The sequence below is a fragment of the Sphingomonas vulcanisoli genome (assembly GCF_011761305.1).
Taxonomy (GTDB): domain Bacteria; phylum Pseudomonadota; class Alphaproteobacteria; order Sphingomonadales; family Sphingomonadaceae; genus Sphingomonas_I; species Sphingomonas_I vulcanisoli.
The window spans coordinates 17,793-38,323 of sequence record NZ_JAAOZC010000002.1 but is presented as its reverse complement, the minus strand read 5'-3'; the positions used below and the strand labels follow the sequence as shown (position 1 = coordinate 38,323).

The window sequence follows — 20,531 nt, the reverse complement described above, 5'->3', positions numbered from 1 at the left end:
GCAGCTTTCCGAATATGCGGCCAAGATGGATCAGGCGCTGCCGCCAGTCAGGCGGCCTCAGGCCAAAAAAGCGCCGAGATACCTTCCTGCCTTGAGCAGATCGCGGCCGCCCATCTGCTTAACGGCGGGCTCGGGCATACCGGATACGATCGCGACGGCGCGAATATCGGCCTCGGTGCCGCCTAGCTTATCCCATTGCAGCATCTCCGCTGCCGTCGGCTCGCGCAGGTCGATGCCGGTATAGCTGCTGCCGGCGAACTCGATCGGCTTGCGGAACTCGATCCGGAGCGCCTCCGGCGGCTCAACACCACCGAGGAGCTCGCGGAGGGTCTGCCCCATCTCAGGTGTAATCGCCTCGCCGGCGTCGACAGCGGTAGCGAGGGCGTGGATGGCGGCATCGAGACCGAGCTTTGCCATATCAGTTCTCCGTCACATCCGGGCTGATGAATTCCACCTCGAAGGTGGCATCCTCCGAATTGACCGCAAGCGGCTCGCCCATGCGGGTCGCGTTGCGGGCGATGATCGTCTTGCCATTGGCGAGGGCCAGCGTGACTGTCGCGTTCGAAGTATCGTTTAGAGCGGCGATCTTGGTGGCGCTGCCGTCGCGCCCCTGCCAGCTGATCTTGCCCGGACGCTGCGTTTCAGAATAGCCGTGAAAGCCGTCCTGGCCGTTTAAGGGTTCGCGGCTGGAGCCACTGACCTGATAAGTGCCCTGGCCTACGATCGAATAAGATTGGCCGTTCACCGCGACATAAGCGGTGCCGGCGAGGCGCTGTGAATCGGCCATAATGGCGGCTCCTTACGATAGGCGGAACTGGGCGAGCAGCGCGAAAACACGCAGCTGATCGACCAGAATGGCGGGCCAGAGCACGTCGACCCGGTTCGGGTTCTGCACGTTCTGCTGAACGACGAGATTGGCGGAGAAGACATCGCTCTGCTGGGTGATCCCAGCCGCTTCGAGTTCGCGGTAGGCTGCGATGATGTCGGCGCGGATCGTGGACGGGGTTACGACATTGGTGCCGGGGATAAGTCGGGTGCCGTCGGCCGCCAGCTTCTTGCGTGAATAGTTCGCCTGGACGCGCGCACGCATGAAACGCAGCGCATAAGCCAGCGTGTAGAGCGTTTCGACCTCCAGATAGCTATTGTCGGCCTGTCCCTGCCCGTTCGTTACATAGGTGGTGACGATGTTCTCGATCGTGACCGAGCCGTTCGCATCCACGGTATAGGTCGAGCAGCCCGAATAGAGCATCTGATTGCGCAGGACGAGAGGCCAGCGGGAGGCTATCGGTGGCGACAGCACGGTCGAGAGCGTCAGATACTGCAGCGGCAGGGCAGGGTCGGCGCGGAGACTCATCGCCGCGGTGCCGGCCAGGTCTGCCGCCCAAACCCAGCTGGGGCTCGGGCTATCGTAGGCGGGAAGCACAACGGCATGCTGGTCGTTCAGCGCTGCGCCCCATGCGGCTGCGGTCCCCGACGTGCCGCGCAGGCCATAGAACGTGCCGCCATACAGCTGCTGCAGCGGCGACCAGCGCCCCGAAACCTCTCCAAGGAAAGCCTTCATCGCAGCCGTCGAGGTCGTGTCGTTCAGCGACATGACGATGAAGTCGAACGACATGTCCTGCAGGTTGACGAGCGGTTGCGTCAGCGAAGGATTGACCGATCCTCCGCTCATCGCCGTAACGGTTGCCGAGAGGCCCGCGGGGAGGAATTCGCCGGCGGCGCTGCCCTGATAATTAAGGCGAATATCGATATCGTTACCAACGAAACCCTTGTTCTTCGCGGTCAGCGTTATCGTGCCCGATGATACCGAGGCGGTGACGGGCATGTCGGCAGCAGCGGTGATCGCGGCGCCGATCGTCGTGGCCGCCTGCGCCGCAGTCTGGCCAGAAGCAATCGCAACGGAAAGCGGCTGACCCGCAATGTAGAGCGATACCGTGCCCGTGACGGCCGTGGTGCCGGTCAGGGCTACGCTGCCGGTAGCTGCCGCCGCCGATCCGTCATCGAGGAGCGGGAGCAGCCACACCTCGCCGGTCGGATCGCTCGCCCGATAGGCGGCTGCCATCCCGGCGATGATCGAGCCCACGCCGCCGAGCGCCTTGGCCGCCGCGACGCTCATGGCCTGAACCGGAACGCCGGGCGAGGCCGATCCGGCGGTCAGCATCTGCCCGACGATCAGCGTCCGCTGGGTCTGCGCCGAGGTATTGGCCTGGCTGTTATCCAGCTCGGCATAGAATAGCGGCGCCCGGATGTTGCTTGGGAGATGCTGGAAGGGAATCGCGCTCGTCATGCTTTAGGTTCCTTGGCGGGGGCGGACTTGGCCGAGACGACAGGGGCTTCCTCGGCATCGCTTTCAGCGCCGATGTCAGAAGCCTCCGCGACGTCACCGTCCGCAAGCAAGCGCGCCCAATAAAGATTGGTGGGATCGACGGTGAGGGCTTCTTCGCCGACGATGCGACGCGTCTCGGGATCCCGGATCAGACAGCCGGGTACAGCAACGATGCGCATGCGCGCTCCTACGGGTTGAGGTTAACGATGAAGCCGGTCGGCGGCGCGGCGGTGCTTGCGAAGTCCAGCTCATTGAGATCGGAGCTGGCGATCGGCGCAAAGTCTTCCTCACTCTGGAAATGCTCCATATCGATGTCGATATGGATACCGGCGAGGTGGGTTGCGCCATCTGCATTGAACGCGAGCTGAGATCGGATCGACGGAAACTGCTGCAGTTGGCCAGTTAGGGGATAGCTGTTGATCACCGCGCACTCGATCTGCGCGTTTAGAGCGCCCAGCGCCGCCATGGCCGCGCCGGCGCCCCCGTCGTTGATCTGGACGGGTTTGGATACCTCGCCGATGACCCTGATCGTGGTGACGACCGTGAAATTGATGCCGCCGCGCCCGCCGGATGTCTTGGTCTCGCCGAAAACGAAGACCTTTATCCGGGGATATTGATCCTGTTGCGTCGGCCAGTCACCAGGCGAGGCGACGCCGGCTCCAGCATCCGTCGCGTAGAAAGGTGGATCTGCTGTCGCCTGCGGGCCAAGCAGCGCTGCGACGGTCAGGCCCAGCAGATCCAGCGAGCTGCTCATAGCGGCCCCATAAGGATCAGCAGGATGTGGCCGTGACCGTCAGGCTGGACGTCCTTAACGATATAGCGGCCCGCATCGGGCCCCGAGCGGATTGCGACCATATCGCTTTGTGCTGGTAGGCGATCGCCGAACAGCGTCTGGCGGACGCCCAGGACGGGGCGTCGTGTGGTAGCTGGCTCGCCATCCCCGTCGATCGTCGTGTGGAGATAGGCGGGATCGAACACGGCGTCCGCCAGTGCGAACGCCGCGCCCTGCTGAGGGGTATAGAGCGGTAGGCTTGATTCGACCGTAGTATCGCCCTCGCCGAAGATTGCCATGGCTGGCGCTAGAACGAGGGCGTCCCAATCGATCGACATTGAGAAGGCTTACGCGCCGATGCGGCCGGTGCGCAGCGTCTCGGGGCGCTTGCAAATGAATAGCGGATATTCGTAGGCTTCCATCCGCCACCAGCTATTACGATCGCGGTCGAAGATCGGCACCACGTAACGCTCCTTGCCGGGCGTGTTAATCCACTCGAAGCTCTCACCCGGCGCCATCGCTTTCTCGAAAACGCCGGGGGCGTTTTTCGGGAAGAACTTCACCTTGTCGTTCGGGATCTTGATCGTCGTGTTGTCGTCCGAGCCGCGATAGTTGAGCCATTCGACGCCGCCGAACTTGAAGGTCTGGAAGGCGCCATTTTCGCGCAGCTGTGCGGCGTCCGACCAGTTCTTGAAGGTCTTCTGCACGTCGATATGATTGGTGAACTTGTCGTAAAAATCGTCACCGCACAGCGCCACGACCGAGGTCATGGTGGTGAAGGCGCCCTGCGCCGAGCGCGCCATCGAGCGCGTCAGGTTGTTGATGATCGGCAGCAGCGTATATTCGGTGTTCGCGGTCAGATTGAACGCGATCTCGTCGGCCGCGACGAATTCGAACTCGTCGAACCAATTGAACCAGACGCTGCCGTCGGCATCGAGCAGCATGCCCTGAACGGCCGCGAGCATCTGATATTCCTCGGTGTAATCGAGGTGGCTGAGGATGCCGGTCGGGCCAGCGAGGCGGCGTGCGACTTCCGCCTGAATCTGCATGAAGACGGTCTCCTGGCCGAATTCACGCACGTTTTGCAGCTCGTGACTATAGATCGTGTCGCCCTTGAAGATGCGCGGCACGTCGAAATAGTGCATCTTGCGGCGCTCGGTGGTGCGCTCGGCATTGGTCGGCTGACCGCGCTGGCTCATCGGCACGATCGCGAGAACGCCGTTGCGCTCCTCGACCGCCAGTGCGGTGGTGCGGATCGGGTTGGGCGTGAACAGACCCATATCGCTCAGGGTCTGGGGCAGATGCGGGATGCGCTCGACCTGGCTGGTGAGCTCCACCTCGGAGAAAGCGTCGTTTCGGAAGATATTGATGATCGACATGGGATTGTGCTCCATCGAGGGGCTGCGCCATGGATGGAGCGCAACCGGAGACGCCGGCACGGCTAGGCGCCGCCCGGTTCGTCAGTTCGGGTGAGGGGGTTGGCGCGACCGTGGCCGCGCCGGATCAGATGCTGAGGATGCCGAGCTTGGCGAGCTGGGCGAGTGCGGCCGTCTGCTGCGGTGTCGTGGTGACGTTCGCGCCCCAGATCAGCTCAGCCGCCTGCACCTTCATTGGGCCGCGAACATTGGCGACCGCGCGCCGATCGGCCGAGGTTGCATCCCGGTAGCTGCTCCAGAGGATCGCCGCGGGGTTCTGAGCGCCGTTGGTCGCCGTGGGATCGAACGGGACATATTTCATCGCGGTGGCCGTGACCGTCAGCTTGAAGCTATCGGCTGCGACGAAGGCGGTGCCGCCGGCCGTGATCGTGAAGCCAAGCCCGCCGGCGCTGAAGGCTACGCCGGTCGTGCCGTGGCCGATTTCCTGGCCGCCGGGCGCTGAGACAAGGAAGTGCGTCGCATCGTCGAATTCGACGATGTAATCGCCCGGGACAGCGGCGCCGCCGACGGTGATGGCCCCGAAAGTGCCGTTGCCGGTATTGGTGCCCAGCGCCGCAGCGGCGGCGGTGCCGGTCAGGATCGCGGCAAGGACGAGGCCCGCGGTGCAAAGGCCGCTGCCCGAGAGCAGGATGACTGCCTCACGCGTGAGCATGCCATCGCTGGGATCCCAGACGACATAGCCACCTTCGCGGCGCAGTTCGGTAAGAACGGGGTTGGTGGGAGTGCCCATGCGCGGGCTCCTTTCTCAAGCTGGCTGCGGGCATGTCCGCGCAGCAATGTGGTGGGTGGAGAGGGTGCTCAGCGAGCCTTGACGCCGACCTTGGCAAAGGCGGACGCCCAGCTGGTCGACACCGCCTGCTTGCCGTTGGGGCTGTCAGCGTCGCTTCCCAGCGCGACATTGCGCTGCTGGCGATCGCCACGGGCGTGGCGGTTCTGACGACGATCGTCACGATTATCATCGCTGCGATCGGCGCCCTGGCTTCGCAGGACCGCGACGGCTTCGCGGCGCGGCAGGCGCGTTTCGCAGGCGAGCGAAACGGCGAGCGGCAGGTTGTTCGCGGCGGACTTGTGCCCGAGAATATGCGCGATGCGGGCCTGCTCGCGACGACGGGCCGAAGCGGCGGCGCCGCGGCCGTTCATCTCCTTGTCGTCATCATCATCCTCCGAATCGTCCTCGCCGTCGTCCTCCGAGGCGTCCTTGTCGTCATCGTCATCCTCGGCGCGACTGCGGCGGCCGCCCTTGGCGCCCTTGCCACGCTTGCCGCGCGCCTGGTCGTCCGAGCGATCCTCATCGTCGCCGTCGTCCTCCGAGGCGTCCTTGTCGTCATCGTCATCCTCGGCGCGACTGCCGCGGCCGCCCTTGGCGCCCTTGCCACGCTTGCCGCGCGCCTGGTCGTCCGAGCGATCCTCATCGTCGCTGTCGTCCTCCGAGGCGTCCTTGTCGTCGCGATCGTTCTCGTCGCGACTGTCGTCTTCCGCTGCGCGGCGCGACGAACGGGATAGGCCGGCGAAATGCGCGAAGTTGCTCGCGCCCGCCAAGAACCGGCTGGTCTTCATATTCACTCCATCATGATAGGCGCGAAGCCTGCCGGGCCGGGCCCCGGCGGATCAGAGCTGCTTGAGCAGCGCCCGGAAGGCTTGGTCGGGGGAGGCGACGGCGTTGGCGAACCCCGCGTCGACGCCGCGGGAACCGAGGAACGTGCCAGCCTCGGTTGCAGCCACGTCCCGTTTGGACATGCCGCGATTACGAGCGACGGTTGTGAAGAAGATCTCTGCGCAGTCGTCGACATCGGCCTGGATGCGCTCGATCGCACCCTTGGAGAGCTCGATGACGTCGCTCGTCTCACCCTTGAAGGCGCCACGCGTGATGAGACTCGGCTGAATTCCGTTATTCTTCATCCAGCCGGCGATGCTGAGGTGCTGGTAGATCACGCCGACGGAGCCGGTGCCGCCAGTGCGCGGCACCCAGAAACGGTCTGGGTCGGCTGCGGAGGCGAGGGCGTAGGCCGCGGAAAACGCATTCTCGCCCAGGATGGCTGCGATCGGCTTTATGCCGCGCGCCCGATAAATCGTGTCGGTGAGGTCGAAGCAGCCGGCGACCTCCCCGCCCGGGCTGTCGATATCGAGAGCGATCGCATCGACCTCATCGTCGGCCAGGGCCTGCATGAACTGCAGGCGGATGCGATCGTATCCGGAGACCCCGAAGAGGTCGCTGTAGTACCAGAATGATCCGACGCGCTGGATGAGGACGCCCTTGATCGGGATGATGGCGACGCCGGCGACGACGTCATAGGGGCGATCGCGATCGGCGCGGTCCTTGCGCCCGCCGCCCCATTCCTCGCTGGCGACAAGGCCGCCAGGCGCGGCGTTGCCCAACGTGCGTTCGAGCAGCTGCAGCGTTAGCGGCGCGGCCGCCGGCAGAAGCGCCAGGGTCGAGTTGAAGAGGCGCGCCGCGAGGTGGCGGGGGAAGGCGCTCATTTGCGGCGTGTCCGCGGCTTGGCGAGTTCGACACGCTGGTCGACCGCTTCGGCTGCCGAAAGGACGCCGGCATCCTCGATCATGTCAATCGCGGCATGCTCGCGCTCCGGATCGATCAGGTCCGCGACCACCGGCGAGGCCGCAGGCACGAGCAGCATCATCTCGATAATCTCTTCAGGCGTTTCCTGCACATGCAGGCTTTCACCGCCGATGAGTCGCAGCGCGCAGCCGCCAGGGGCCTTGTCGAGATAGGCGATCGCGCCGATCGCGAGGCTCAACGAACGCGTCGCATCGACGCGAGTCACATGAATGAACATCAGGGCTGGGCCTTTTGCGGAGGCTGTGACGCCTCGGTCGCGGTATATTCGTTGCCGAACCATTCGGGGCGGGGCAGGCCGAGCATCTGCATGCGATTGAATTCGATCGCGCGCTGCTCAAGGTTTTCTTCCCAATCCATGCCCTGCTTGGCGCATTCCTCTTCCATGGTGGAGAGGCCTGCATCGAGGCCGAGCACCACACCCTGGCGTTCAGAAACGGGATCGACCCATCCCCGCGCGGCGCCGAGCCAGCGGCCGCGCGCATAGGCGGTGCGCATCTCGAGATAGGAGGGGGCGTTGCGGGGAAGAGGGAGCTCGTTGCGCTCGAAAGGCTCTTCGAGCCAGGTGGCGAGCACCGGCGTCGCGGTATTCAGATCGAACTCATCCGTCCGGCGGTGATAGGTCTTTTCCGATTGCGTGATGCCGGCACGGGCCGATGACCAGGATGCATCGGAATAATCGTTGGTGATTTCTTCGGCGGAGGTGCCGAGGCACATCGAGAAAGCGCGGAGCATTTCGTGTGCGAAGGGGCGGATATCGGCTTGGCCGCCGCCTGGTGCGACCGACTTGATCTCCTCGCCGGGGGCGAGGGACGCCATGTGCGCGCCCTTGATTCCGACCTGGCGCTCCTTGTGGAATTCCGAGCGGAGATCCTGGTACCAGCCAAATGCCTGCTCGTCGTCGTCCTCATTCTCGAGCGCGTTGCGCACCATCTCGAAATCGTACGGCGACTGGACGTAGAGGCCGAAGGCGGCAGCCACGTTCTCCGCCTGTAGTTTCACTCCATAGAGCCGCGAGAGCATCTTGAGGCTGCGGATCGCCGGGGCGAAAACCGAGATACCGCGGCTCTGGCCGAAGCGATCGGGATCGTAATCATGGTACACGCGGCGCCAGCCGTCGGGATCCTCACGCTCAACGCGGTCCCACTCCATACTCTGGATGGAATTGTACCAGTCGAACTGGTGGGCGCGGCGGATGTGATAGGCGACGTGCACCATGTCGCCATCGAGTTCGACGCCGTTGCGCATGGTGGCCGTGTCCGGGCCCATGTTCGGGTTCGAAAGGCGATCCGGGTCGATGCCTTCGAAGCATGTCGCATAGGTTGCGCCACCGGGGCGGATGCGGTCCGGGCGCCACTGCGCGACCAGCACGCTCTCGCCATCGACCAGCTTATGGCCGAGCGCCAGGCGGAATTGCTGCGAAATCGTCAGCTGGCGGTGGACGTCGTTGTAGTGGCCGAGATCCTCGGAATAGGTCCGCCACTTCGCCTCGAGCGCCTGGCGGTACTCATTGGCCCAGACCGCATCGAAACCTCGCGCGTACAGGGCGAGGGCGCGGTAGTCAGGCTTCGATACGAAGCGATAGGACGCGCCGATCGTCGAATCGAGAATCCGGCTGATTGCGCCGTTCGCCCAGGCATCGTTACGCCGCAGATCCCGCGCGCGTGCCGCGATGCGATCGCGGTGGAGGTTGATCTCCGTGTCCGGCGATCGAACCTGCGGAATCCAGTCGCCAAGCTCCGAAGAAAGGATATCGGCGGCGTCATAAGGAAATGCGTTCCCCGCGCCGCCGCCGCCCTGCAGCGATCGCATGCGGCCTGGTCGGCCTGCGCTTTCGCGGATGCGCTGGATTTGCGCCGGTGCAATCGGACGCCCCGCGCTATCCAGCACTGCCGGTGGCTGCGGCATCAGAAGCGGAACCCGATGCCGCGCCGCGGCGTGCAGATTATCCCGAGTTGAGCCTGCAGCTGGCGGATCGCCATGGCGAGCTCGCCGGAGTTGGCGCGCGTGTAGCTGACATTCTTCCCACCGTCGCCCTGCGTGTAGCTGGCGCTCTCGACCTTTCGGCCGGACATCAGGTCCAAATAGTCCTGCTGCATTTGCGTCAGGCGCGTCTGCAAGCTGGACGTATCCATGCCGGCCAGGAGGCTGTTGCTGCGGTTGTAGCGCATTGAAGCTCCTGGTCAGGCGAGGCGTCTGCCGATCCGCTGGCGGTCGGTGCGGGCGCGGTGGCGCGGGGTTGTGCTTTGTTCGCTGGCGGGCTCGGTGTCGCCGTCGGACGGCCCTGAGGCTTCCGCGGCAGCCGTCACATCAGCAGTATCGGGCTCCCCGCGCGGCGAGCCATTCACGCGCTCCGCTTCCCGGTTGAGTTTGAAGCCGCGGTGCATCAGCCCATGGAGGGCTGCATAAGCATAGACGCGGAGATCGAGCGCTTCGTTGGCGCGCCCGGTCGGAAGCGTCCAAACGCGGTATCTGTGCCCGCCGCGTTCCTTGATCTCGATCCGCTCGGCAGTGAGCTGGGCGAAATAGCCCGCGTCACGATCGACGTTGAAGTGCATGTAGCCTGGGCCCGACTTCTCCCGGGGAAGGTAGCTGAGCAGGATCGTGTCCTTGGCCGCGTTCACGCCGATTACCGTCGGACGATAGGTCTTCTTCGATCGCGTGCTCGGTCGCTTCGTCGGCCAGACGGGGTTGCGCTGACCGGTCTGGGCGCTCTCGCCCTTGATGGCCCAGATCTGGCGGCCGAGGTTGGCTTTGGAGAAATCATATACGGCAGTGGTGTGATGGCCGCCGGAATCGATGCAGGCCGCGCCGATCGCGAAGATGCGTCCGTCCGCGCGCTGCCATTTGCGTTGCAGATAGGCGTCGAGCGCCGCCCGGGTTTCCGGCGAAGAGAATTCGCCATCGATGACCTCATGGTCGATCGACCAGCTTTCCTCGTCGCGGCCCCAGCCGACGATCTCAATCTCGACGCGATAGTCCTGGACGTCGACGCCGGCAGTGATCTTCGCGACACCATCGGGAACGACGGCATCCCAGATCTCGCGACGGGCGAGCAATGTGTCGCCGTCGATCTGTTTACCGGTGTTCTTGCGATAGGTCAGCGCGAGCTGGGTATTGTAGAAAGTTAGCTTACCGTCCTCGTCAACCGCCGCCAGCCACTTCGCGGCCATCTTGGGCGGCGCGTCATTCGCCCAGGGGCTGTAGAGCTTCGAGGCCTGGAAGCCCGCATGCTCGTTAGGCACCGCCCAGGCCGAGCAGTGCCGGCATTTTGCGCGATACACCGCGTGCCGGTTCGATGCCCACCAGTCCCACACGCGATCGACGGCGCTGACACCGTTGGCAGCATCGATATCGTAGCTGGCGGAATAAGCCTCCAGCGGGTTCTGCAGATCCCCACAGCATTCGAAATTACGGGTCTGGTGCCAGCGGATCGTGCCCAGCGCGCGGAGCCGTTGGCCTTCCGACCAGCCGACGCCGCAGGCCTCACAATAGATACGCGCCGTCTCCGGCTTGTGCGTTTTCCCGTCGGCGCCACGATCCCAGTGGATATGCTTGAAGAAGTCGAGAAACTGGCGGTGCCCACAGTCCGGGCAGGAGACAGAGGCCCGGCGCTGGTCGGACTGGCTGTATCGCGCCTCGATCTTGCTCTCGCCGGTGATGGTCGGCGAACAGACCGCGACGTCGAGCGAGTTGGATTCGAACGTGGCGAGACGTTCGGCCCCGATCAGGAGCGGATCGCCCTCCTTCAGCGGCAGATATTTGTCGACCTCGTCGAAGAGGATGATCCGGATCGGCCGCCTGGCGAGGTTGTCCGGGCTGCCGGCGCCAACGATGCCAAGGAAGCCCCCGGGAAAGGCTTTGTAGTCGACCGTGTCGCCAGCGGCGCGCGTCTTGGAGGAGCCGATCAGGCCACGGAGCGCCGGCGTCGCCTTGATGAAGGGTGCGACGCGCTCCTTCGAGAATTGGAGAGCGGCTGTGTCCTTCGGCTGCACGATGAGCATCGGGCACGGATCGAGATGGGCGTGATAGCCCATGATGTTCTCAATCAGCGTCGACTTGAGCAGCTGCGTCGCCACCATCGCCGAGATCTTGCGAACCCCAGGCTCGGTGAAAGCGAGCATGGGGCCGCGCGCAATCTCTACACGACCGGTGCGGTATTTGCCGGAAGTACTGCCGGCCTCCTTTGCCAGCACGCGGAATCGATCTGCCCACTCAGGCAGGGAGATACGGGGAGGTGGTGTCCAGCCTCGGCGCCCGGCGCGCCGGAGACGGTCAGTCTTCGTCGGTGCTGCTAAAGTCGAGATCGGGCTCGCCGAGCTCATCAAGCTGCTGGTGGACATACGACTTCAGCGCCTCCGCCAGCTTCGCGCCATCGATATCGAGATCGGCGGCGAGCAACGGCGCGAACCGGCCTGGCCAGGCTTGCCAGGCATCCCGGGCAGAGCGGCGATCGTCGAAGATCACCTGTTCGGCGATCTCAATCTCGACGAGCTTGCCGGCCTCTTTTTGCGCGACAAGCAGGTGCTTCAGCGCGAGGGCATTCTCCTTGATCGCGGCCGCTTCGACCTTCGAACGGAATTGACCCGCAAGCAGCTGCTCGATGAAGCCGCCGGCGATCTCTTCGTCGATCTCGCCTTCATCGGCGGCGCCCTTCAGATCTGCAACCGCCTCGTCAACCGCGGCCGCCAGTTCCGGCGCAACCCGCTTTCGGTTTCGGGGGCCGGTTGCGGGGGCCGGTTGCGCGTCCGCGGCAGCCTGCTTGAAGCGGCCGAGGCCGGTATCCCGCATGCGCTGGTCAGATGCGTCCACGTCGACGAGATCGCCGGAAAAAACGAGGGCTCCCCGTGCTTTCCACTTTCCCGCCGCCTGTCGCGAAGCGTTATGCGACGCGGCGTACGCGGTGAGCGACACTAGCGGCATTGTTACCCCTACCCCGCAACCGGTTGCGCCCCCGCAACCACCTTTTCAGACCCGTAGCTGACCAGACGTCGGGGTCGCGCAATACCCACGGCTCGGAAGGGGGCTGGAAGGACCCATAAAGAAGGGGGGGTGGGGTCAGCTGATGGCGGGCCGCCGCTGCGCGCGGGCCCAGCCGCTCGGCTGGCCGTCGCCAGCGGAATGGCGTTGGCTGATGGCCAGATCGGCGATCATCGCCTCCATTTCCGGATCGGCAGGACGCTCTCGGTGGAAGCGGAGCGAGGCTGCACCCCAGCCACCGATCACGCTAACGGCGTAAACGCGCGCGCCGAAGAAGCTGCAGACGAAACGGACGAACGACACGAGAAACCAGGGGATCATGGGATGCCTCAGCGGAAGAAATTGCGGATGGTGGCGATGTCGTCGGCAACATCGACGGAGAACATGACGATCAGGCAGCAGCCGACCAGGTCGAAGAACAGTTCGAATGGGCTGTCCGTCAGGAAGGCGCTGTATGTCGGCATGTCATCTCCGCGCGGTGGAGAGCGCCTTGCGCCAAGCGATTGAGAATTCGCGTTCGGCGTTGCGCCGGAGATAAGCTTCGGCCAGGCCGAGCGCATCAAAATGCTTCGGCGCCGGCGTCGTGGCCTTAAACTCGACGAGAAGCTTCAAATGACCGGTCGGTTGAACGATGCCGCGGCGGCGCTTGCCAAGCGGTGCTGACATTGGCCGCTGCCACACCCCCGCGATCCGTTTGCCCGCCTTGGTCGTAATCGTGCCGACGAAGACGTTTGGCTTGCCCTTCAGCCGCGCAATAGTGTTGCGCGGCAGGTTGCCGTACCCGTTCACGCCAGCACCTATCGGCACGAGCATAGCCTTCTTCGACCCGAGCGATCGATCGCCGCCGAATATATACGGAGCGAGATACTGCTCCTGGACGTCCTTAACGAAGACGATCGCTACCTGCTTCGACTTGGTCGCCGGCAGCGTGGCGAACGCCTTTTGCGTGAAGGGCGTCGGATGATCGAATGTGGCGATGGTCGCCTGGTCTTCGGCGAGCTCAAGACCTTTGGCGAGGCTGGTCAACGCCAAAGCGTTGGCGAACGGTGCCTGTTTGGCGTGGAAGGCGGTGAGGCTGCGATGCAGCCCCTTCATATCTGCCTTGAGGTTGATCGCGGTTACCAAGGCCGCCTCAGTCGATCGTGACGCGCGCGTCCTCGCTCGGGCCACCCTTCAACGGGTCGACAAAGAAGGTTTCGGTCTGCTTGATCGAGAAGCCTAGGGAAATCAGCTGATCCGCGAGCGGCGATGGCGCGGGCGCTTCGCCTTCGGTCGCCGGGAGCTTCTCCGCCAGCGCGGTCAGGATGGCCGGCTTGTCGAGCGAGGGCTTCGTGCGCACCAGACGATCGGCGAGCTCGGCAACCTGCAGGGCAGCAACAGCGTCGTCATCGTCACCGTTGGCGAATTTCACTGTGGGATTGCCGATGCGGTAGCCGACTTGGCATCCGCCCAGCGCGATCGACTTGCGCTTGCCTTCGGTCAGCTCATCGAAATTGGCGGCCCACCAAGGCTTCAGCTGTTTCACCGCATCTTTGATCTGCGCCGCGATCGGCACGAGCATCGCGTCGGCCGCACCATTTACACGGGCCAGCAAGTTCGCGCGGCGCGCTTCGATCGCGGCGACCTCGGCCGAGTAGACGGCGACGCGCTCGAGGAGGGCGACCGCCTGATCCTTGGTCTGCGGCGCGCGCTCAGCGGCGGATCGGAGACGGGCCATCAGGTCCTCCAATAGGCGGCGCACGATATGCGCTGCGGAGCTGTTGCTGCTTCGCGCGCTCCTGAAAGCGGGCGAAGCCGATGATCTTGGGGGAGGCGGCGATCGCGGCCGCGCGGTCCGTATCGGACATCGCGCGCATTTGGTCGGTGCGAGCTATGACTTGCTCGCGACTGACCATGCCCGATCCTTATCGCTGCGCCGACCGGGTGAGCTTGTCCAAGCGATCCACAAGATCATCACGGCGCTGATAATATCGATCGGGGCGCTGATAATCGGGGAGAAGGCTCGCCAACTTGCTCTTGATGTCCTGGAGTTCCTCCAGGGCTCGGACGGCGGCGGGAGAGCTTGTCGCCATCATCCGCCTCCAGGGTCAGCGCGCGCCGGCAAAGAAAAAGCCCGCCGGGTTAGGGCGGGCTTCTGCGGCAGTCGTAACTTTGACCACTGATTCGGTCGATAGACTTACGTGCGCACCAATGCAACCCCGCGCTCTTCTAGCGCTTCGAGCAGGTCCGCCACGCGGATCAGGTGATGAGAGAAGCTGTCGTCACTGTAGCTCCAATGGCCCTCGCCCCACGGCACGCCGAGGTTGTCCGGCTCCGGGCCGTAAAAGCGGCCCGCGTAAAAGCGCGACCAGCCGATCAAGTCGCCTTCCGATGGGCGCGAAGCGGGATCTCGGTTGAGCTCTTCCTCAGGTAGCCACCGGGTCACAGGTTGACCCATGTCCCAATGAGGTCAGCGACGAAACGCACGCAGAGTTGCGCCGCATCAACCGAGGAGCGCTTATTCGTGGCGAGCTTGGATCCGGCGCGGCCGGCGGGCTCATCCCACCGGCAGACGTTCTCGAACACGTCCCACCACGGGCTTCCAATCTTGCCCTTCAGCCAGGATAGCTCGTCGAGCGCCTCCTGCTGCGACCAGCCCGACGACGGCGGCTGTCCGACGATCTTGAGCAGATCCATGACCAGGCCTGTGTGGCGCCCCGCGCGCTCCCAAAGCCGGATGCAATAATCGATCGCGGCGCATTGCCGTTCATCGAGCACGCCGGCCTGGCGCCATCGCGCGATCGGCGTGCCGCCGCGGTTGATCGTTCCGCGATGGCCATCGCGCTCATAGAGACCGTGCTGCTTGGTGTGATCGTTCACCGCTTCGGGAGGCGGCGGGGCTGGCGAGCGGACGACTCGTTCGACCTTGGACTTGGGCTTCGCTACCTTGGCCAGATTGGCCATCGTCTTTGCGGACAGTGCCATCGTCGATTTCCCCCGCTGCTTCCCCAGCATCAATCTGCGCGAGAAGTTGGCCGACGGGCAGACTGCAATTTGCCCCTGCCGTAAGCATATGGGCGTAAGCGGTCGTCAGGGGCATGACTGCCGGTTTCGGCCAGGTGATGCAGCCGCCCCGCGCCGCGACGGCGAGCTCGAGCTCGGTATCCGACAGCATCTCGCACCGATCGGGCAGCACGATGCCGCGTGGACCGTGGCGCACGGTGATGAGCCGCGCATTGGCGAGATCGCGAAGGCCACGCCAGACCGCATTCCGCGGGACGCCGACTTCGAGCGCCAGTTCGTTGTAGCTAGGTGATCCACCATAAGTCCGGAAGTGGCGACGGATCGCCTCAAGCATTCGTTGCTGCATCGAAGAGCCACGCGCCAAGGACATGCAAGGAACATACGATGCACGGCCAACCGTGTCACGGGCGCGCTAAATTGTTTTCCGGGCCCCGTTTAATGACGGCCGTGGCGGAGAAGCCCTCCGCCACGGCCCTTAGGCGATAAGACCGATTTACCCCAGGATATCGGCCGCGTACCCCAATTCGTCAGAGCACGCCCGCGCTGGGGAGTGGCGTTAGTTAAAGCACCGAGCGATCCGGGCGGTGGCGCTGTTCCAAACGCTGGCGCCCGCCGCGGGGTACGAGATCTCCAAGTCTCGAAACGCGCCATCGCGAAACACGATCTTGTGGTAATAAATGCTCCTGCCTTGAGTCCCTGAGAGCACGATCCAGCTGACTCCCTTTGCGCGGTATGTCACCGTCGCTCCTTGCGCTCGCAAATCCTTCTCTGCCTCGCCCGCGCGCGTTGTCAGAGAGGCGCCCTCAATATCGCCGAGCTCGCCGAAGACCGTCAGCTTCGCTCCGTCCCGCGCCTCGAAGGCGCGGCCGTCGCCGCTTCCCGATTCTGGCCCTGGGCGTAGCGATGCCGGGTAGCAAAGCTCGAAGCCGAACCGCTCATTGCGGTAGACTTTCCAATCTTGGATCGGCGCGGCCGCCTGAAGGCGCGCGCTCACCAATGTGCAACACACCAGCGCGATCGTGCGGATCACTCGACCTCGCTCCAGCCTTGGCGCAGGAAGTGTCGGCGCACGATGCCGGAGGCGATAAAGGGGTAGATCAGGAACGGCAGCACAAGCGCCGCGACCAGCGCGAAGCCGGTGATCGCGGTGAACATGGCGATCTTGTCCGGGTCTTGGATTTTCATGGCTGAAAGCAGAGCAACGCTGGCGAAGCTGGCCGTGAAAGCGAGGACGCCCCACGCGCTCAGCAGCGTCGATACTACGACGAAATAGAGTACGGCGTGCCGCCAAATTCCCTTCAGTACGAAGTAAAGCGGACCGAAGCACAGCGCCCATAAGAAGGGCGCTGAACAATTCTCAACATAGCCGTTCACAGGATGTTGGAAGCGCATTTAAATCCCCCAAATTTTCGTTGAAACTAAGCCGATCTACGCTGACACCTGCTTTTCATGCTTCGCCTGGAAGTCGGGCCGGCCATCATGAACCGTTGCCGAGGCCGAACCGACAACATCCGCAGGGATGATGGGTTGGGCGAACTGATCGCCTAACTGGAGGTAGAGACGACGTTGATCGGGCGACATGCTCCGAAAGTAGCTCAGCAATTGTTCTTCACCCGCCGAAAGCGAGGCGCCAGCCGACTCGTCCAGGCCGATTCCCGCCAGAGCTAGGACATCGTCGGGGTTGATTCCGTGATCAGCAAGCACTGCCGCGACCCGTCGAGCGAAGTCCATCGGCAGAAACCGCTGCTTAAATCCGGTCTCGTTCTCGCTCTCGTAAAAGTGGTAGGCCGACCGAGACATTCCAAGCTTTTCAGCTATTTGACGCACGGTGATTGACGGCGAAGCGCTATTCCGCAGCGTCTTTAATCGTCGAGCGACCGGTTCCACCCAAAGGTCGTACGAGAAACTCGGACAAATATTGTCCCAACCCCTTGACACCTTGTCCGAGTTTATCGGACAAGGTGTGCCATGGATACGGTGTCCGACATTTTCACACGCTTTGGCGGCACGCGCGAAATGGCGCGCCAGCTCGACCTGAGTAAATCGACGGTCGATAGTTGGAAGCGCGCGCGGCAGATTCCAGCGCAACATCAACCGCTCCTCCTGAAGCGGGCCGCTGACCTCGGGGTCGACATCACGGCCGAGGACGTCATCTTCCCCTTTCCGCAAGACCGGGAGCGGGCGTCGTGATGGTAGCGCAGCGTTCCACCGCCCAGCTTCTACGGTCGTCGGCAAAGCCCGTCGTTCGGAATAGCGGCCGCATTTCCCAACGCGCCCATGACGCGCTGATCGCCGAATCGATCGGCCTGCTTTGCGAGATCGAGGGGCTGCACCCCGTCGATCAGCTGGGCGACGTCATCCGCAAGTCGCTGCCCGGCGCGCTGCGCCTTCGCCGCGCGCTGATCCGCGCCGGCATCGCGCTGCCGCCGGCGCTGGGAGGCGAGGTATGAACGACGAAGTAGCTCTGCCCCGCGCCAGCATGGGCATGCTGTTTGCCTTTGGCCGCGGCAGCATCACCGCGCGTCGCTTCCCGCCCTCCGGTCCACAGAAGCGCGCGTATCACGCAGCGAAGCTTCGGCGGGAGCGGCAGGAGCGGCGTTTGGAATATCAGTTCGCGGAACACGGTAGCGCCGCGGTGGAGTCGCATGAGGTTGTCTTCCACTCAGGCTTCAACCTCTTCGATCAGCCACACCGTACCAATTGGCACGGCACCGGTCGTCCTGACCTCATTTCTTTCGGGGACCACTCGGATGAGGCTTAGTCATCAACTCGACGCCCCAGTCGATGGCACCCGAGAATTCGGTAGCCGCTTGCCGCAGTTGGCTGGCCCTGCCCGGATCTTGTTGGATCGCGGTCTCAAGAGCATCCTCGAGCGTGTTCCGCGCCCGGTCTTCCGCAAATCCGTATTGCGAAATCGACTTCACGAAGTGCGCTGCGATCAGGTTGTACGCCAGCAAGCCCTTGGCGATTGCATGTTCCGTGGCAGCCATTCTTCTTTCCTCTGTGCTGGTCTCGACAACCGCACGGTAGCCGGAAGGGGTCGGGCTTCAAGCCCGGCCCCGGAAGGGCGGGCATGACGAAGCTTCGGCCGCCACTTTCCCCCGCTGGCGCGCTGGCGACGATCGCCGGGATCGTTGGCTGGCCGGCGATCGTCGCTAAGGTCCATCGTGCGGAAAGTACGGTACGCGGCTGGAGCGACCCAGACACCACGCAGTCCGTCACCTTCGACCACATGCTGCAGCTGGATACCGAATTCGTCGAGGCCGGCGGCACCTATCGGCCATTCCTGTCCGCCTTTTCCGGCGCCAGCGACGTGGCCGATGCGCGGCGCAGCGCCGACGCTGCCGAGATCGCCGATGCTGCTGCGCAAGCCGCGCGCGAGAGCGGCCAGGCGATGGCGGCAGGTTTCAACCTGTTGCGCTCCGATGCGACCGACGACGATTTCGCGCTCGCCGAACGCGAGGAAGCCGAAGCCTGCGAGGCGCATAGCCGCTTCCTGCAGGTGATCCGATCGATTCGTGGGCGGAGGCGGCGGAAATGAACGACATGCGCGGCATCGATTGCCCCTGCGGCGAGGACCCGTGCGCGCGCGATGCCTGCGAGCAGCTGGAGCGCGCCGACCGTGCGGTCGTCATGGTCGTCGGGGCGGGGGCGATTTTCCTGCTCGCCTTCTCGGCCTTCGTCGCGGTGCGGGTTTTCCGGGCGCTCGCGGGATGATCGATATCGCCACCTTCCCGGTCGAGAAGCCCGACGGCTTTGTCGACGGCGTCGAGGCCGTGATCAACGCGATCAGCCTCGCGTCCGATCGCCCGCATGAAATCCTCACCGACGAAGAGGCTGATGACGTCACCCTCCCGATCGAGCGCCAGCCCGAGCTGACGATCGTCGACGACGCCGGCCGCACCTTCACCGCCGCTCGCCTGCAGCGCGAGCCCGGCACCACCCGCTTCACCATCGTGCTCACCACCACGGAGGACATTCAATGAGACTGTATCGCTACCGAGGGGGCTGGTGCGGCACGCAAGCCGACGCCCGTGACCAGGCCGGAAAGCAATTTGAACAGATTGAGGTCCCAACCGACAAAGATGGCCTGATCCATTTCCTCAATATTGAGCACGACAAGGTGCGCACGCTTGAAGACCGCATAGCGGACCTGAAGCAGCCAGCACCCCTCGTCTCGATAGAAGAGGCGGAAGCGGGAGCGCTTGGCGTCGAGGGCTTCGTTCCGGCCGACTTGATGAGGCTGACCGACATCGAAGAGTTCATCCAACTCGCCGATCATCGCCAACTTGCGACCGTGATCGAAAACGCCGTCTTGCGGCTGCGCGAGCTTCAGAAGGAATGCGACCGCGCCCGCTGTGAAGCCGACCGGGTGCTGGCATGACCGCGCTCGCCACCGCGACCCGCCTTCAGGCTGTGCCCTTCCACGATCGTGAGATCCTCGCCGCCCGGGTCGGCGATCAGGTTCGCGTGCCAATGAAGCGCTTCTGCGGGTCGATCGGTCTGCCCTGGGACGGGCAGCGCCAGCGCATCGAGCGCAACCCGATCCTAAAGGAAGGTGCGAGCGTAATGCTCGTCCCTTCCGAAGGGGGCGAGCAGTCGCAGATTTTCCTACCCCTGGGACTGCTCGCCGGTTTCCTTGTCGGCGTATCGACCGCGCGGCTCAAGCCCGATGTAGCGGCGCGCCTGACGCTGTTTCAGCGCGAGGCTTATGACGTGCTGTTCCAGCATTTCTTCGGCCGCGCGCAGCAGCTGCAGCCTGTGGTCGCCCGCCCGCCCGTCATGCCCGGCTGGCAGGAGCTCGAAGCCGCCCGCCACCACGCCCCGGCGCTGATCAACGTCATCACCGCCGAGACGCGGCCGACCGTGCGGCGCTACCTTCATCAGCTGCTCGTCGCCGACGCCGATCGGCTCGGCCTCGCTGCGCCGCGTCTGAACGATCTTGGCGCCGACGCGCCGAGCGCCGACGGCGCGATCGCGCGCCTAGTCCGCGGCCTCGAGCTGCTGACCTCGCGCAAGGCCAAGTGGAATCACCTCGGCCGCGCCCGCGCCAACGGCCGCATGGCGCTGGTGCTGCCCGAGCTCGGCCGGATGTTCGCCCGCCACGATATCGACGTCCAGGTCGACGACGCGCTGCGCGGCGCGCTCGCCGCCGGCAACCGCACCTATCAGGTCACCGAGGATGTGATCTGGAGCGCGATCGCGCGGAAGCGCGTGCTGGCGACGATGCTCAGCCCTTGGCCCGTTGAGGGAGGGTTGGGCTGATGCTCGTGGCTGTCATGCTCTCCGCCACGGCGCCTGCGGCCTGGCTGGCATGGAAGCTGCTCGAGCTGCTCGTGATCGGCGAGGCTCTGTGATGGCAATCTCGTCGATCCTTCTGGCGCTCCGCGATGGACCGCGGACCAACGCGCAGTTGCAACAGGCCGTTAATGACCACGG

34 protein-coding genes are annotated in these 20,531 nt (G+C 64.3%); 9 read left to right on the top strand and 25 right to left on the bottom strand.

Annotated elements, in window-relative coordinates; all coding sequences use genetic code 11:
- Nucleotides 1-57 precede the first annotated feature (57 nt).
- From FHS31_RS04165 to FHS31_RS04070, 21 genes are all read right to left on the bottom strand, one after another.
- A complete protein-coding gene (locus FHS31_RS04165) occupies nt 58-417 on the bottom strand; it encodes a phage tail assembly protein (protein ID WP_167072122.1) in 360 nt (119 codons plus the stop codon).
- A gap of 1 nt (nt 418) precedes the next feature.
- The gene (locus FHS31_RS04160; protein WP_167072121.1) at nt 419-787 is read right to left on the bottom strand and encodes a phage tail tube protein; all 369 of its coding nucleotides are present in this window, start codon (nt 785-787) and stop codon (nt 419-421) included.
- A 12-nt stretch (nt 788-799) separates the two neighbouring features.
- Nucleotides 800-2,287, bottom strand: a complete 1,488-nt coding sequence (locus FHS31_RS04155; RefSeq protein WP_167072120.1) for a phage tail sheath C-terminal domain-containing protein — start codon at nt 2,285-2,287, stop codon at nt 800-802.
- Nucleotides 2,284-2,505, bottom strand: a complete 222-nt coding sequence (locus tag FHS31_RS04150; protein WP_167072119.1) for a DUF2635 domain-containing protein — start codon at nt 2,503-2,505, stop codon at nt 2,284-2,286. The genes FHS31_RS04155 and FHS31_RS04150 overlap by 4 nt, the downstream gene beginning before the upstream one ends.
- 8 nt (nt 2,506-2,513) lie before the next feature.
- Entirely contained in the window at nt 2,514-3,080 is a 567-nt protein-coding gene (locus FHS31_RS04145; protein WP_167072118.1) for an ATP-binding protein, read from the bottom strand.
- Nucleotides 3,077-3,397, bottom strand: a complete 321-nt coding sequence (locus FHS31_RS04140; protein WP_167072117.1) for a head-tail joining protein — start codon at nt 3,395-3,397, stop codon at nt 3,077-3,079. The genes FHS31_RS04145 and FHS31_RS04140 overlap by 4 nt, the downstream gene beginning before the upstream one ends.
- Before the next feature lie 48 nt (nt 3,398-3,445).
- Nucleotides 3,446-4,477, bottom strand: a complete 1,032-nt coding sequence (locus FHS31_RS04135; RefSeq protein WP_167072116.1) for a major capsid protein — start codon at nt 4,475-4,477, stop codon at nt 3,446-3,448.
- Between the two features lie 124 nt (nt 4,478-4,601).
- The gene (locus tag FHS31_RS04130) at nt 4,602-5,264 is read right to left on the bottom strand and encodes a head decoration protein (RefSeq protein ID WP_167072115.1); all 663 of its coding nucleotides are present in this window, start codon (nt 5,262-5,264) and stop codon (nt 4,602-4,604) included.
- A gap of 68 nt (nt 5,265-5,332) precedes the next feature.
- Nucleotides 5,333-6,073 (bottom strand): hypothetical protein, encoded by a 741-nt coding sequence (locus FHS31_RS04125; RefSeq protein WP_167072114.1) that lies wholly within the window; start codon nt 6,071-6,073, stop codon nt 5,333-5,335.
- A 69-nt stretch (nt 6,074-6,142) separates the two neighbouring features.
- Nucleotides 6,143-7,012: a S49 family peptidase gene (locus FHS31_RS04120; RefSeq protein WP_167072113.1), complete on the bottom strand. Its 870-nt coding sequence runs from the start codon at nt 7,010-7,012 to the stop codon at nt 6,143-6,145.
- Complete coding sequence (locus FHS31_RS04115) at nt 7,009-7,329, bottom strand: hypothetical protein (RefSeq protein WP_167072112.1); 321 nt, start codon at nt 7,327-7,329, stop codon at nt 7,009-7,011. Before FHS31_RS04115 ends, FHS31_RS04120 begins: the two co-directional genes overlap by 4 nt.
- Nucleotides 7,329-9,017, bottom strand: a complete 1,689-nt coding sequence (locus FHS31_RS04110; protein ID WP_167072111.1) for a phage portal protein — start codon at nt 9,015-9,017, stop codon at nt 7,329-7,331. Before FHS31_RS04110 ends, FHS31_RS04115 begins: the two co-directional genes overlap by 1 nt.
- Nucleotides 9,017-9,280, bottom strand: coding sequence for a gpW family head-tail joining protein (gene gpW / locus FHS31_RS04105; protein ID WP_167072110.1), 264 nt, complete (start codon nt 9,278-9,280; stop codon nt 9,017-9,019). Before gpW ends, FHS31_RS04110 begins: the two co-directional genes overlap by 1 nt.
- Nucleotides 9,281-9,292: 12 nt before the next feature.
- On the bottom strand, nt 9,293-11,452 hold the full coding sequence (locus tag FHS31_RS04100; RefSeq protein WP_208408560.1) for a phage terminase large subunit family protein: 2,160 nt from the start codon (nt 11,450-11,452) through the stop codon (nt 9,293-9,295).
- Nucleotides 11,385-12,023, bottom strand: coding sequence for a hypothetical protein (locus FHS31_RS04095; protein WP_167072109.1), 639 nt, complete (start codon nt 12,021-12,023; stop codon nt 11,385-11,387). Before FHS31_RS04095 ends, FHS31_RS04100 begins: the two co-directional genes overlap by 68 nt.
- Nucleotides 12,024-12,167: 144 nt before the next feature.
- Complete coding sequence (locus FHS31_RS04090) at nt 12,168-12,410, bottom strand: hypothetical protein (protein ID WP_167072108.1); 243 nt, start codon at nt 12,408-12,410, stop codon at nt 12,168-12,170.
- A gap of 8 nt (nt 12,411-12,418) precedes the next feature.
- Complete coding sequence (locus tag FHS31_RS16560; RefSeq protein WP_279587875.1) at nt 12,419-12,553, bottom strand: hypothetical protein; 135 nt, start codon at nt 12,551-12,553, stop codon at nt 12,419-12,421.
- 1 nt (nt 12,554) lies between these two features.
- Nucleotides 12,555-13,115, bottom strand: a complete 561-nt coding sequence (locus tag FHS31_RS04085; RefSeq protein WP_167072107.1) for a hypothetical protein — start codon at nt 13,113-13,115, stop codon at nt 12,555-12,557.
- A 106-nt stretch (nt 13,116-13,221) separates the two neighbouring features.
- On the bottom strand, nt 13,222-13,818 hold the full coding sequence (locus FHS31_RS04080) for a host-nuclease inhibitor Gam family protein (protein ID WP_167072106.1): 597 nt from the start codon (nt 13,816-13,818) through the stop codon (nt 13,222-13,224).
- Between the two features lie 447 nt (nt 13,819-14,265).
- Nucleotides 14,266-14,448, bottom strand: coding sequence for a hypothetical protein (locus FHS31_RS04075; protein WP_167072105.1), 183 nt, complete (start codon nt 14,446-14,448; stop codon nt 14,266-14,268).
- Nucleotides 14,449-14,510: 62 nt separating this feature from the next.
- Nucleotides 14,511-15,053, bottom strand: coding sequence for a hypothetical protein (locus tag FHS31_RS04070; RefSeq protein WP_167072104.1), 543 nt, complete (start codon nt 15,051-15,053; stop codon nt 14,511-14,513).
- Between FHS31_RS04070 and FHS31_RS04065 the strand changes: the two genes are divergently transcribed.
- The gene (locus tag FHS31_RS04065; RefSeq protein WP_167072103.1) at nt 15,025-15,384 is read left to right on the top strand and encodes a hypothetical protein; all 360 of its coding nucleotides are present in this window, start codon (nt 15,025-15,027) and stop codon (nt 15,382-15,384) included. The genes FHS31_RS04070 and FHS31_RS04065 overlap by 29 nt on opposite strands.
- 264 nt (nt 15,385-15,648) lie before the next feature.
- On the opposite strand, the gene FHS31_RS04060 is transcribed toward FHS31_RS04065, so the two are convergent.
- From FHS31_RS04060 to FHS31_RS04050, 3 genes are read right to left on the bottom strand one after another with little or no spacing between them, the layout of a single operon-like run.
- Nucleotides 15,649-16,122, bottom strand: coding sequence for a hypothetical protein (locus tag FHS31_RS04060; RefSeq protein ID WP_167072102.1), 474 nt, complete (start codon nt 16,120-16,122; stop codon nt 15,649-15,651).
- Nucleotides 16,119-16,484 carry a hypothetical protein gene (locus FHS31_RS04055; protein ID WP_167072101.1) on the bottom strand — a complete coding sequence of 122 codons (366 nt, stop codon included), beginning with the start codon at nt 16,482-16,484 and terminating at the stop codon, nt 16,119-16,121. The genes FHS31_RS04060 and FHS31_RS04055 overlap by 4 nt, the downstream gene beginning before the upstream one ends.
- 36 nt (nt 16,485-16,520) lie before the next feature.
- Nucleotides 16,521-16,979, bottom strand: coding sequence for a helix-turn-helix domain-containing protein (locus FHS31_RS04050; protein WP_167072100.1), 459 nt, complete (start codon nt 16,977-16,979; stop codon nt 16,521-16,523).
- Between the two features lie 81 nt (nt 16,980-17,060).
- Between FHS31_RS04050 and FHS31_RS04045 the strand changes: the two genes are divergently transcribed.
- From FHS31_RS04045 to FHS31_RS04035, 3 genes are read left to right on the top strand one after another with little or no spacing between them, the layout of a single operon-like run.
- Nucleotides 17,061-17,282, top strand: a complete 222-nt coding sequence (locus FHS31_RS04045; RefSeq protein WP_167072099.1) for a helix-turn-helix domain-containing protein — start codon at nt 17,061-17,063, stop codon at nt 17,280-17,282.
- Nucleotides 17,282-17,542, top strand: coding sequence for a hypothetical protein (locus FHS31_RS04040; RefSeq protein WP_167072098.1), 261 nt, complete (start codon nt 17,282-17,284; stop codon nt 17,540-17,542). The genes FHS31_RS04045 and FHS31_RS04040 overlap by 1 nt, the downstream gene beginning before the upstream one ends.
- A complete protein-coding gene (locus tag FHS31_RS04035; RefSeq protein WP_167072097.1) occupies nt 17,539-17,853 on the top strand; it encodes a hypothetical protein in 315 nt (104 codons plus the stop codon). Before FHS31_RS04040 ends, FHS31_RS04035 begins: the two co-directional genes overlap by 4 nt.
- Here FHS31_RS04035 and FHS31_RS04030 read toward each other — a convergent pair.
- Nucleotides 17,819-18,082: a hypothetical protein gene (locus FHS31_RS04030; RefSeq protein ID WP_167072096.1), complete on the bottom strand. Its 264-nt coding sequence runs from the start codon at nt 18,080-18,082 to the stop codon at nt 17,819-17,821. The two genes, FHS31_RS04035 and FHS31_RS04030, sit on opposite strands and share 35 nt — an antisense overlap.
- Nucleotides 18,083-18,165: 83 nt before the next feature.
- Between FHS31_RS04030 and FHS31_RS04025 the strand changes: the two genes are divergently transcribed.
- Genes FHS31_RS04025 through FHS31_RS04005 form a run of 5 tightly spaced genes read left to right on the top strand, consistent with a single transcriptional unit; the run spans nt 18,166 to nt 20,357 of the window.
- Nucleotides 18,166-18,633, top strand: coding sequence for a hypothetical protein (locus FHS31_RS04025; protein WP_167072095.1), 468 nt, complete (start codon nt 18,166-18,168; stop codon nt 18,631-18,633).
- Entirely contained in the window at nt 18,630-18,809 is a 180-nt protein-coding gene (locus tag FHS31_RS04020) for a hypothetical protein (protein WP_167072094.1), read from the top strand. Before FHS31_RS04025 ends, FHS31_RS04020 begins: the two co-directional genes overlap by 4 nt.
- Nucleotides 18,806-19,078 carry a hypothetical protein gene (locus FHS31_RS04015; RefSeq protein WP_167072093.1) on the top strand — a complete coding sequence of 91 codons (273 nt, stop codon included), beginning with the start codon at nt 18,806-18,808 and terminating at the stop codon, nt 19,076-19,078. Before FHS31_RS04020 ends, FHS31_RS04015 begins: the two co-directional genes overlap by 4 nt.
- The gene (locus FHS31_RS04010; RefSeq protein ID WP_167072092.1) at nt 19,075-19,476 is read left to right on the top strand and encodes a hypothetical protein; all 402 of its coding nucleotides are present in this window, start codon (nt 19,075-19,077) and stop codon (nt 19,474-19,476) included. Before FHS31_RS04015 ends, FHS31_RS04010 begins: the two co-directional genes overlap by 4 nt.
- On the top strand, nt 19,473-20,357 hold the full coding sequence (locus FHS31_RS04005) for a phage antirepressor N-terminal domain-containing protein (RefSeq protein ID WP_167072091.1): 885 nt from the start codon (nt 19,473-19,475) through the stop codon (nt 20,355-20,357). Before FHS31_RS04010 ends, FHS31_RS04005 begins: the two co-directional genes overlap by 4 nt.
- The last annotated feature ends 174 nt before the right edge of the window (nt 20,358-20,531 follow it).